Genomic DNA, 11,615 nt, shown 5'->3' on the forward strand with positions numbered 1-11,615 from the left:
TAATTATTTTATTATTTCGTGGCGATGCAGGTCTGCATCGTAAATATCAGAAGTAATCGAGTCTGAAACGTATTGATGAAGAATAATCCCCCGACCTTAGTGGCTGGTTATTAGCGACCAGCTTCAGGTTATAATTCAATTGCATATTACCCGGAATAATATCCACAAACGGCAGGGGTATTCCGGGAGTAGCGATATGTCCCTTCGTATCGGTGATTTGCAACCCCACACCGGATGACTTTCCACTAACGCCAAACAAATCGCCATCGGCATTTCCGTCAAAGGTCACCTGGAATTGTTTCCAATCCTCTTTTTCGGGTCGCTCGGTAACGCAGTTCATTAAAACAATAGTAAAGGATTTACTTTTCCCCTGCCCGTTACGACGAATATCAGATAGCGGCACAATATCCATGTCGATAACCTGATCACGGCTTTCAACAGCGATGGCACACGCCGTATCAATAATGGCCCCCTGCATGCCGACCCGCCCCTGACCAGCAACTGTGGTTGCTGATTCCGAAAAAAGAGGAAAAATGCAGGAAGACACTAAAATACATATTTTTTGTATTTTCATATTGTCTTCTCCTTTGCACTGATTTGAATAATGCATGCGGATAGCCCGCATGCATTGACACAAAAACGGAGAAAATAACGGGCTTAGTTATACGCCAGAGTAAAATCAGCCACAGACTGGAAATCCCCTTCAGTGATGGTGGCAGACGCACCGTCACCTTGCACATAAGCTGCAAAACTCAGAGTGTTATTACCATCTTGCAAGGTCTGCTCACTGGTTGGTTCGCCCAAGGTAATCAACTGGCCGTCGCCAGACGTAATTGCCACGCTTGCACCAGCCGCGGTCCCGGTGATACCCAGCAGACCGTTACCTGCCGCGGACTCCATACCACTGAAGGTTACGCTGACTTTGTTTTTAGCTGCCGGAGAACCAAAGGAACAGTTTTCCAGTTCAATGCTGAAGTTACGTGGTGTAGATTTCCCGCCATCCTGCAGAGCAACATTGGAGATTTGTCCCAGGTCAACAGTCTGGTCAACAGACTCTGGAGTAATAGAGCATGGTGCATCGATAATTGATCCGGTGAAGGTCACCTTGCCCTCACCTTCGCCAGCAGCATGCGCCATAGAAGACATCCCAAATACAACAGCCGCAGCCAAAATTGCTTTATTCATATTCATTGTATTTCCTTATTTAGTGATGTTTAGAAATAATATCCAGAAAGCTTTGGTATATCTTTTAAAAAAAGACAAGCACTTACCATTGACTAGGTGGAGAGAATAGCCCTAGCGCATATAAACAAGAGTTGATAACCAAACCCAACTGGAGTATTCAAATTATTCCACAACAAACCGGAAACATACAAACCAAAAATCTGACAAAAATAAACTAGACAAATAACTAAAAATCAACCATAAAGCACTCGCGTTGTGGTGGCAGAAATCGAGAAAACCCGCCAAGCAGTCACAAGCAATGAAAAGGATGCCAGCTACGGTTTTTTGTGCTACTTATCTGCTTACCGCAGACTTTTAAACCAATAATCGTAATTCTATGTTAAAGCAATGTTGCTATCTGGTGAGGGGCGGGTAATAAAGAAGGGGCTATGTACCGATGACGTTACTTTACATCTCCATTCCGCATTTGGTGTATGTAGGTGATGAAATGTCCAAAAAAAAAAATAAAAATGTTGTTACAAAGAGATAATTTGTTTTGTTAGTAACTTTTCACGTTGCAAATAACATAAGTAAAAAATCAAGCCATTCGCCATAGTTTTATATGCGTTAAGACACGAAGAATATGATGTGGCTATATGTTGTTAAAAACACAAAAAACGGCCACTCACTGGTATTTTTAATCAGCATATCGCCTCTTTTCATCCGGCGAAACATACTCAAAAGGTTAGGAATAATGAAACCCGTTATTGTTACTCCCTGTGTACCACAGCATATCCTCCGCTCCGGTACACGGGTCACTATAATCGATGAAAATCGCTATTTTGCGCATGGATTGCTCGCATATCTTGATCAGCATAGATGGTGCAATACGTCTAATGTAAAGAAATCAATCCTTTTTTTTTCCTTCAGAACCTTCTGGGAACTCCAGCCTGAACTACTATCCTTCCCATCTTCCACTGCACTGATCTGTGTTGCCGAACCCAGGCAAACGGAAGGGGATGTATTCCGTCTTTATCCCTGGATTCCGATTCTATTTCGGAATAGCACCCCTGACATGCTCATAACTGTCATTGAAAAAGCGCTTACGCCTGATCTGCATCAGGTCTCTCGGCTACGGAAGGCGCTCAGCCCACTAACACAAAAGGAAGTCGAGTTGATTTGCCGACTGGCAAGCGGATTGTCTGTTAATGAAGTTGGAAAACATTTTGGACTACGCGAAAAAACGGTCAGCCTCTACAAGCGTCGTACGATGAAGAAACTCGGCTTCAGAACGTTTCATGGACTCTGCGACTGGCTAAACCGAGCCCAAATAAGGTACTGACTACGCCAGAAAACAAGCCGGTCTGGAGGCTCTGCCCGGAGAACAGCACAGGACGTAAGTGTAACAGCCCGTTTAAACTGGACACTTCATCAATAAAGCACAGGAATAGACCTATATTTAAGGAATGTCTTGTGCAAAGAATTGAAGTGATTATAGGTGAGCAGAAGCGACGCCTTTCTAGTGCCGAAGAAAAGTCCCGTTTTGTTGCGCTGTCCAAACAGCCTGGCTGTTCCGTTTCTCTGGTTGCCCGGCAATGTGGCATTACACCCACCCTGCTTTTTAGACTTATGAACGGTGGTGGTCAGTCTGCTATCGCTGCTGGCGATGAAGTTGTCAGTGTTGCTGAAGTTAAGATACTGGAAAAAGGTAAAACAACTTGAGCAGATGTTGGGGCGTAAAACGATGGAAGCCAAAATCCTCCGCGACGCGCTGGAGATAGCACACTCAAAAAATTTGATATCGCGCATGCTATTGTTGCCACCGGACGATATCACCTAATTCGGATAACGCATGTCAGGTGTCACGGCCTAATCTTTATGAACACCTGAGTGGGTAGCAACTGCCCCGGTTTGCGCGTAACAGTAAAGAAGCTGATGAGGAATTACTGCCATTAATCAGACGGATATGCAGACAGCGTTTGAAAGGGCTATCCCAGGGTAACCGCCGTAAGCCAAAGGAAAACTGTATCCGGGTAAATCCAACACGAGATTACCGGATCATAAAACTCAATAATCAGTTGCTGGCAAACACTGGCCGAAAGCAGGTAATCTATATACGACCTGGAATACTTAACGATTCAACCGTAGCAAAAAAATAATATGAATCGATTTAATAAATGTCACTGATAATTAATAGTAAAATTTGCTGTAGCATTTGCAGAACCGACAGTAACATTATTACCACTTTCTACAGCTTGATATCTTGCGATAAAGTGCAATATATTACTCCCATCAATAATATTGATTGATTTTGAATTGTTGCCTAAGTCAATTTTTGTTCCATCCTTATCACTAATTTGAATAGCAACACCCTTAGCGGAATCTACTGAATTATCTAGAGCAAGTAGAGATGGATCTTGCTCGTCACTAAGACCTTCAAATTTTACTGTTGCTTTTTGTGGTGAGTAACTAGCACATGATATTTCAATTTCCAACTCCTTCGGTGGGGATAAATCACCAATATTCTTGAATACGCTACCTCCAACATCTCCCAGGTTGACGGTTTTAGTAATCGAGTTGGGATTTATTTCACATGCTTTATTCCTAATTGTACCGGAAAAGTTTAGTATAACATCATCACCAGCATAAACGGGTAAAACAATCACGCTTAAACAGAACGCGAAAAACACATTAAAGTTAAATATAATCCACATGAAAAATTCCTTTCCTAGTGTTTCTTACTCATAAGTTAAAGTCAAAGTAGCCATTGCATTAGCACTACCAGCACTGACACTGTCTAGTGTTTGTATATACCTTACGCTCCATCCTAGATCATAAACAGTATTGCTTGAAATATTGGCAACATTAAATTTTGAATTTAGTGTTAATGGTGCTCCAAAGTTATTCAGCATTTGTATGGCAACTCCTGTAGCTGAGCTTTCTTCACCATTCTGTAGTTTTATTGCACCTGGAAAAGATTGTTCTTCTTCCGCCGTGACTTTTGCGTTTAGTTTTAGTTCGCCCTGACAATTTAGCGACAAATCAATAGGCTGAGGTGTGGTGGATGAACCAACACCATTAAAGTCATCAGTATACCAGTCACCTACATTTATGTTAACAAAATTACCACCAACCACTTCGCATGCATGGGCAGTAATATTTATAGTAATAGGTTGCAGTACTAATTGAACGGACGGCGCACCGATATTCCCATCACTTGTAAGCTCTAATTTAGCAACATTAGAGGATGGTATGTTATAACTTCCCGTTTTCAAAGTCCCTGTAGCTACATAAGATACTAATGTATCAAATCCGATAGTGGCCAGGGATTTATCAACATCCAAAATAGTTGTAGGAGTATCGTCAAGAGGAACATATTGAGGGTATAAAGGGTCTTTAATTCCAATGATAACCCCAATACCTTTAACCCCAGTTTCAAAAACAGGGTAAGTTACCCCATCAATTATGGACACTATACCTGTAGCACTATAGTTTGAATTGGCTGTAGATATATAATGATGCTTCCCGCTGCATCCAGTGAACGCCTGGCCTGTACTATTGCCTGCCCATCCCTCTTTAAGCTGTTGACCTACATACAATGAATCGGCAGGACCTTCAAAATCAAGTATTCCCTGTGTATCCAGCATTACATCTTTGGAATCGGTACAGCTGGCATTAGCAATTGTAGTATATAAGGATATCGTAATAATTATAATAACCTTAAATAGAGTCTTTGTATAATTGTTTGCACCAATACAAGGAAACATAAATAATCCTATTTACATACCGCAGTTAATTTATGTAATGACAATGATTTATTTACTTGAGGTAATGCGAATTTTGCCTCGCATTTCTGAGACGCTAATGAACCCCACTTAACATTTAGGACTCCTTCATCTGATAATCCACTTAAATAAACTATACCATTTTCATCAACAATCCCGGTATTACTCTCACTGTTATCGATTAATACTACCGCACCAAATGGAATAGACTTCCCATCTTTTGTGAGCTCAACCAACGCGCGATAACCCTTTTTGGGATTAAAGTCAGCAGCTACAATAGCTCCATTATTAGGCACTACCGATTGAACATTTTCTGGCATTTCTACATCATCAGGTAATGTTGATGGATCTACAGAGATACGAGTACGTCTATAAGAACTCACATAAGGAACGATCGCATAACCCTTTGCATCTGTATAAATTCCAACTCCATTGTTAATTTTAATATTTGATGCACTCGGAGCTCTTACCAATACGAATGACGAATTGTCGCCACTTATAGGTTGACCCAATGTTACACCTTGTGAATGCGTCAATATAGTACCTTGCAACCCGTAATTTATCTGGTGTGTGTCAGGGTTATAGTTATAACCAATATTTGCCCTTCCATATGTTCCTCGATAATCAGCACTCACACTTCCACTATTACCTACTCCATGATTACCATAACCTTCAGCAATGCTGTAGGATAGATTATTATCCTCTAAAGCAGTCCCATTGATACCAACTTGAGTATAGGTATGACCTTGACTATCATGGCTAACATTATAAGTGGCGTATGATTTATGCAGCCAAGGTGACAATGGAACACTTACAGATAACGCTATCTGTTGGTCATTAGAGTCATTATCTGCAGACAACTTTGAATAAGAGTACATTAATGAATAATTAATCCCGCCAAATGAATTTTGATAACTAAAATTTATTCCTCTTTCATAGTCATCTCTGTTCCAGTAGTCTTGCTGATAGCCAGAAAGCAAAAGAGAACCCCATTTACCTTCATTTAAATTTTGAGCTAAGTCAAGTTGCATTTTGCTTCGTTTATTATCATTAATAGGATAACTGTTGGTTGATTCCATCCATTTATGTTTCATGGCTTCGCTAAAAGTATTAAAACCTTTTGTTGAATAATGATACCCAGCCAATGTGATAGTTGAACTTGTTGTTGCAATATCCTTTGAGTATTGAAAACGGTACTGCTGTCCAGTCTCGTGATTATCTTGCAAACTGGTGTTTGCCTGGGTAATGTCAGCAGAAAATGAACCAAAATCACCTAATCCAATACCACTTCCACCGGTAAATGCTGAGTAGTTTTTCGACAGTTGCATGCCGCCATAAATTGTAAGATTATTCAGTAAGCCATATTGTAACGTAAACTGCCCAAATTCAGATTCAATAGCTTCATTATCATTAGAGCGGTACTCCCCAGCGATTGCTGAATATTTCAGGCGCCCTAATCGCTGCATAATAGGTACACTGGAAAAGGGTTGTATAAATGTTCGCTCAGATCCATCAGCCTCTGTTATTAAAACTTGTAAATCGCCACTTGAAGCTGTGGGGAATAAATCATCAATCATAAATGCACCAGGCGGGACATTTGTTTGATAAATAACAGAGTTATCTTGCTTAATCGTTATTTTGGCATTGCTGTTTGCGATGCCTCTTATTATCGGAGCAAAACCTCGCTGACTATCAGGCAGCATGTTATCATCGGAAGCTAGCTTCGCGCCTAAAAACTGGATGCTCTCAAACACATCTGAGGGTGTAAAAGTATCTCCCAACGTTAATTGGCTTTTCAAAGTAGTGATATCTCTTTGAATGTATGTACTTATAGAATCCCATTTATTAGTTGTACCTGAATTATTTTTATTATAATTCCACGTGCTATAGTTACGGATGCGCCATGGCCCAATGTTTAATCCACTACGTAAGTTGGTGAAATAACTATCACTTTGTTCATTGGACTCGCTATCTGTTCGTGAATTTGTACCATTAAAGTTATAGCTTACAAAAAGACCTGCAAGACCATCATCCAAAAGCTCGGGTGAAATTGAACCTCGAGCTGCGTTTGATATGTAAATCTGTGGAATAGAGAAACTTAATTTTTGACGAGAGAAATCAAATACCACTTTAGCATCAGGTATGAATGTTGCCAATTCTTTAATATTGTACTCACTATCTACACCGGTAAATGACGGAATAGCATCAATATTAATTCCCATTTCATTTAACTCATTGATATTTAACTCAGGAACCAGTTCTCCATTGGCTGAATGCACAAAATTAAAATCACGTGTAAACCTGCGTTCGTTATTAACGAAGACATCTACGCGATATGTACCTGGTACCTGTTTTCCACTCACAGAAAACATATTCGAATCAAGCGTGGTACCTTCTGTTGGACCTAACTCCAATGCCTTAAGGTTGAAATAATCATCAGCGAAAGAGTTGGCACTCCAAAAAAAAGTGATCGCAATCACACTGGATAATGATTTTATTTTTGGTAATACAACAGAAGGCATTTTGGAACCTTATTAATTCTGAGCAATAAAAATACTTTATGCGAAATGCTATTTTAAAATGCTATTAATTTCATCACTTGAACCACCGAAATCATTTATATACTTCCATGAAACCTTATCATTACCTTCGACTGGGTTTGGTAATGTATATGAAGCACTTCCCTTTGGAGGCACCATTAGATTAGTTGTATTTATTTTAATCGAACCAATCTTTAGATCAGAAAAACTTATATAATATGGTGATGGGTTAGTCACTTTCAGATTCCCACCTTCACGACTAAAAATAATGTTTTTATACGCATCCGATGGTTTAATCTTTATGCTTTCAGGTCTATAAAATAATTTTATTCTTGTTTTCACAGAAATCTGTAACACATTTCTTGCATCTTTTGGCGTTGATGGTATAGACTTAACATTTAACCAATAAACAGACTCAATGTCCTGTGGCAAATTACCTTCGACGTTGACTATTCTTAAGAGATTTTCTTTTCCTGCATCTAGACGGAACAAAGGAGGCGTTATTACAAATGGAGTATTAGAGCCATTTCTTTTTATTCCTTCAGCACCATCACTATCCAGCCATGACTGTATTAAATAAGGTGTTGTATCTGGGTTTTTTACAGACAATGATGTTTCTTTTTTGCTGCCGTCATAGATAACTCTAACCCCACCCACCACAACTCCTGCATATGTATTAATAGTAGTAGCTATTGATAGCGTTAAAGCCATGGTTAATTTTGTTAACACCTTCATTTTCGTTATGCTCAGAAAATATTTCTTATTAATTATCTTGTTAAAACTATGACGAGGGCATAACCCTCGTTTTCCAAGGATTATTGATAGTTAATGGTATATTCTGCAGTACCATTAGCCACACCAGTGCCGACTGAGTCGGAGGTTGCAGTATAGCGGGCAACAAAATCCATCACGACACCACCGTTTTCAATGGGGTATTCTTTAGATTGAGAAAACATGGGAATTGCTAAACCTGTGTTATCTGCAATTTCAATGCCGACATTTGAAGCTTCTTCACCACCCGCTGTATCCAGTGCAAGCAAATTGGTGTTAGCTGGGTCTGCACGCCCATCAAATTTTGCGCTAACTGTAGTTATTTCTGCTGGGCAATCACTTAAAGCAATTTCAAAATGAGTTGGTGATGCTTTATCACCTGCTGCTGCAAAAGCAGTAGTGGAAACATCTCCGAGATTAACTGTCATATTTTTTGAAGCAGTATCAACTACACAAGCATCTGCAATGATATTCCCTGTAAAATTAATAGTGCCATCTGCGGCATTAGCTGCATTAAATAACACACAAGACAATGAAGTTGTTAATAAGATTTTTTTCATAAGTACACCCTTAACAGCACTTGAAATGGGATTAAATGGAAATGAATTACTTCTTCATGACGCTTAATTTGTCATTGAAAAATCTACATCACCTATTGAAAACGCACAAACCATTTTCTTCCGACGGAGAACAACAAGACCGCTATTGAAATAAGAAAAAACATCATTATCATGTGCTTACATCTCAGCGCGATAAAAAAACCATCCAGAAATAAACTGATTATGTTAAATGCCTGCTCTATAAGTTTGACAATGAATTTCATTTAACAACTAACATGACTTCAGATTGAACAAAAACTGAGGAATAAAGACTTCAAATATTAAGCAGGTGGATACCCTAGGGAAATGTATGTTAAGCGAAATCAGAAAATAAAAAATCGAGACATGACCGCATCGCTAACACCACTATTATCAGGCGATTACAGTGAAAGCAATGTCGATATGGCTTAACAACTCAACCGAAAACTCAAAGGCTGGGCCGCGTTCTATGCGTTTGTTGATTTTCAGGCCAAATATATCGACCGTGTAGTGTTCTGGAAGTTGGTTCACGGCCTGGTCCGCAAATACCGTCCGGGAATCGCTCCTCTGATTAGGTGGTGGTGTAAATCACAGCAAAATGTGTGTTTTATTTGGTAAAATCAATCATGGAAAGCTCAGTGGTGAGATCCTGTTCCGCTGGCGACTGCCCGAAGGTGGACGGAAGCCAGAAACACGCATTCATTGCGCTAAACTGACGTGGCAATGGCAATCGCCAGCATTAAAACGTATAAGCCGGATGCGCTGAAAGGTGCTGGGAAATAGTCCGACTACGCCCTGCTAGTTACTCTATTCCGTAACTAGCAGGGCTGGCTGTATTAGGCGGTAGTCATCAATCTCTTCGTCCGTAACGTGGTGGTCTGATCAATGAAGCCCAATCTCTCACGCGAGATGACGCTGAATGATGGCCGTGTGGCGACGAAAACTGGACAGCAAGGTTATCGTGCATTCGGACCTTGGCAGCCAATGCGGCAGCGACGACTTGCAACGCTTCGCCGGGCCAACAACCAGTCCCTGAGCATGATCCGACGTGGCAACTGCTGGGATAAAACTGTGGCGGAGTCGTTCTTCAGCCCACTGAAAAAAGAACGTATCAACAAACGAATATATAAAACCCGTGATCTGACCCGGGCCGATATCTTCGATTATATTGAAATGTTCTACTACCGGACCCGGTACCACACTCATCTCGGCCGCCTTAGTCCTAAGGCCCTTCGAACAGGCCTTGCCTTGAGGACAGAATATGTCTACCGATGTGGGGTTAAGTGTCAGTACGCGATGATGTGTAAACTTAACACAGCCCCTCAGGATATAAATCAGGATGTTTTGCTCGGTGAAATCCAGCACCTCAGGCAGCAGGTTCAGCAGTTGCAGCTCGAACGAGACATAATGACAAAAGCGAATGAACTGATAAAAAAGACCAGGGTATCAGCTTTCTGACTTTGAAAAACAGGGTGAAAACCCAGATCGTTGATGCCATTAAGAAAAATAACCTCGTTGCTGAGTTGCTTAGCGTTCTGCTACTTGCCCGCAGCTGTTAGCAAGCCAGCGCTTATGTGATAAGTATGCTGAAATACGCGTGATCATGACGGAGAGCATTGAGGAGAACTACCTCTGCTACGGCTATCGGCGTCTTCATGCGATGCTTCGTGTTAACAACCGGCTTATTCTGAGAAGGTTGTTCGCAGACTGATGGCGGAAGAGCAGCTCATTGTTAAACGTACCAGGCGACGGAGGTACGCCTCTTAATGTGGAGAAACCGGTCCAACACCTGAAAATCTGCCCGACCACGATTTTAGTTCCTGCAGACCAAATGAAAAGTGGCTGACCGATATAGCCGAGTTCCAGCTTCCTGCTGGTCAGGTCTACTCTGACGTGATTAAGCTCGCCAGAGTTTTTTAAAACGCCAAACTCAGAGAATTATGAGCCGCTTTTGTGAGTCTGGTTCTTCAGGACTAGCATAAATAAAACAACCTCAAGTATGCAACTAAGCAGCCTGAGGTTTAATTGTGCTTCCTTATGCTAAATATCTTTTTTATTAAGTAATATCAGAACATCCTGCTACACTTCTCTTAATCTTATCAAGTATTCTTCAGATGTACATTTTATACCTGATTCAGCTAGATAGTTCCTGGCTGACTCTTTGGCATGTCCTGTTTATATTTTTTGTGCTAATACATATCACTTCTGCATTAATAATCTTTATCCAAACGCCTACACTAACTAAAAATTCAGAATCCGTGCGGAAGTTTTTTTATATCAACAAGATATCCTCCTGAACGCAACGTAATGTATGCCCCCTGATTTAGGGCGGAGATGACATTCAGTATACTGCTACGGGATAAAAATGTTCTCTCCTGAATATAATCCAGTATTTTTATGTTCATTCTAACATCTTCATTGTACCCAATATAAAGTTCTTCCAGGCAGTTTTTTATAGTACCATAGGCTTTTGAATGCATCAGCCTGGCATCTCTGTAGCATAAATAATTAATATGAAACGAAAGCAAAATTACTACATCTTGCCAAAGACACTTTTCATCAAGGATTTCAATGGCTCTTTTAGTTGTTATTTTATATACAACAGATGGTTTATCCACACGCAAATATGTTTTGGAGAATCCTGGTTGGTAATATTCAGCAAACCCTAGTACATGTTGTTGACCCACACGTGAAATCAATACATTACTATCCCCCTTCATAATGGAGAGGCCGCCTTCGTCCAGTATATAAATATAGCTAACTTCAGAATCAATCCA

General features: G+C 40.4%; 10 protein-coding genes and 3 pseudogenes. 5 read left to right on the forward strand and 8 right to left on the reverse strand.

The genetic code is table 11. The features are described 5' to 3' along the window. Positions 1 to 46 precede the first annotated feature (46 nt). On the reverse strand, positions 47 to 574 hold the full coding sequence (locus tag AC6EMZ_RS23080; protein WP_498405157.1) for a fimbrial protein: 528 nt from the start codon (positions 572 to 574) through the stop codon (positions 47 to 49). An 83-nt stretch (positions 575 to 657) separates the two neighbouring features. Then, on the reverse strand, positions 658 to 1,191 hold the full coding sequence (locus tag AC6EMZ_RS23085) for a fimbrial protein (RefSeq protein WP_498405158.1): 534 nt from the start codon (positions 1,189 to 1,191) through the stop codon (positions 658 to 660). 1,048 nt (positions 1,192 to 2,239) lie between these two features. Here AC6EMZ_RS23085 and AC6EMZ_RS23090 point away from each other — a divergent pair. Continuing rightward, positions 2,240 to 2,506, forward strand: coding sequence for a helix-turn-helix domain-containing protein (locus AC6EMZ_RS23090; RefSeq protein WP_498405171.1), 267 nt, complete (start codon positions 2,240 to 2,242; stop codon positions 2,504 to 2,506). A 131-nt stretch (positions 2,507 to 2,637) separates the two neighbouring features. Next, a complete protein-coding gene (locus AC6EMZ_RS23095) occupies positions 2,638 to 2,886 on the forward strand; it encodes a transposase (RefSeq protein ID WP_498405159.1) in 249 nt (82 codons plus the stop codon). Between the two features lie 458 nt (positions 2,887 to 3,344). Here AC6EMZ_RS23095 and AC6EMZ_RS23100 read toward each other — a convergent pair whose 3' ends face one another. The 5 genes from AC6EMZ_RS23100 to AC6EMZ_RS23120 form a co-directional block, all read right to left on the reverse strand. After that, positions 3,345 to 3,878: a fimbrial protein gene (locus AC6EMZ_RS23100; protein ID WP_498405160.1), complete on the reverse strand. Its 534-nt coding sequence runs from the start codon at positions 3,876 to 3,878 to the stop codon at positions 3,345 to 3,347. Between the two features lie 24 nt (positions 3,879 to 3,902). Then, on the reverse strand, positions 3,903 to 4,931 hold the full coding sequence (locus AC6EMZ_RS23105; protein WP_498405161.1) for a fimbrial protein: 1,029 nt from the start codon (positions 4,929 to 4,931) through the stop codon (positions 3,903 to 3,905). Between the two features lie 8 nt (positions 4,932 to 4,939). Beyond that, complete coding sequence (locus tag AC6EMZ_RS23110; protein WP_498405162.1) at positions 4,940 to 7,471, reverse strand: fimbria/pilus outer membrane usher protein; 2,532 nt, start codon at positions 7,469 to 7,471, stop codon at positions 4,940 to 4,942. A gap of 48 nt (positions 7,472 to 7,519) precedes the next feature. Next, the gene (locus tag AC6EMZ_RS23115; protein WP_498405163.1) at positions 7,520 to 8,224 is read right to left on the reverse strand and encodes a fimbrial biogenesis chaperone; all 705 of its coding nucleotides are present in this window, start codon (positions 8,222 to 8,224) and stop codon (positions 7,520 to 7,522) included. A gap of 80 nt (positions 8,225 to 8,304) precedes the next feature. After that, complete coding sequence (locus AC6EMZ_RS23120; RefSeq protein WP_498405164.1) at positions 8,305 to 8,820, reverse strand: fimbrial protein; 516 nt, start codon at positions 8,818 to 8,820, stop codon at positions 8,305 to 8,307. A gap of 372 nt (positions 8,821 to 9,192) precedes the next feature. On the opposite strand from AC6EMZ_RS23120, the pseudogene AC6EMZ_RS23125 reads away from it, so the two are divergent. The 3 pseudogenes from AC6EMZ_RS23125 to AC6EMZ_RS23135 all read left to right on the forward strand — a co-directional run. Next, a pseudogene (locus tag AC6EMZ_RS23125) lies at positions 9,193 to 9,549 on the forward strand (group II intron maturase-specific domain-containing protein); the annotation flags it as partial. 111 nt (positions 9,550 to 9,660) lie between these two features. Then, positions 9,661 to 10,090, forward strand: a pseudogene (locus AC6EMZ_RS23130) (IS3 family transposase); the annotation flags it as partial. A 53-nt stretch (positions 10,091 to 10,143) separates the two neighbouring features. Further along, a pseudogene (locus tag AC6EMZ_RS23135) lies at positions 10,144 to 10,725 on the forward strand (IS3 family transposase); the annotation flags it as partial. A 362-nt stretch (positions 10,726 to 11,087) separates the two neighbouring features. Here AC6EMZ_RS23135 and AC6EMZ_RS23140 read toward each other — a convergent pair. After that, positions 11,088 to 11,615: helix-turn-helix domain-containing protein (locus AC6EMZ_RS23140; RefSeq protein ID WP_498405165.1), on the reverse strand; the 528-nt coding region annotated here is incomplete at its 5' end.

The organism is Enterobacter sp. SCRI0065 (genome assembly GCF_059766475.1).

Coding starts and splice junctions, on each gene's coding strand:
- AC6EMZ_RS23080 (WP_498405157.1), bottom strand. CDS start 574: ATGAAAATACAAAAAATATGTATTTTAGTGTCTTCCTGCATTTTTCCT.
- AC6EMZ_RS23085 (WP_498405158.1), bottom strand. CDS start 1,191: ATGAATATGAATAAAGCAATTTTGGCTGCGGCTGTTGTATTTGGGATG.
- AC6EMZ_RS23090 (WP_498405171.1), top strand. CDS start 2,240: ATGCTCATAACTGTCATTGAAAAAGCGCTTACGCCTGATCTGCATCAG.
- AC6EMZ_RS23100 (WP_498405160.1), bottom strand. CDS start 3,878: ATGTGGATTATATTTAACTTTAATGTGTTTTTCGCGTTCTGTTTAAGC.
- AC6EMZ_RS23105 (WP_498405161.1), bottom strand. CDS start 4,931: ATGTTTCCTTGTATTGGTGCAAACAATTATACAAAGACTCTATTTAAG.
- AC6EMZ_RS23110 (WP_498405162.1), bottom strand. CDS start 7,471: ATGCCTTCTGTTGTATTACCAAAAATAAAATCATTATCCAGTGTGATT.
- AC6EMZ_RS23115 (WP_498405163.1), bottom strand. CDS start 8,224: ATGAAGGTGTTAACAAAATTAACCATGGCTTTAACGCTATCAATAGCT.
- AC6EMZ_RS23120 (WP_498405164.1), bottom strand. CDS start 8,820: ATGAAAAAAATCTTATTAACAACTTCATTGTCTTGTGTGTTATTTAAT.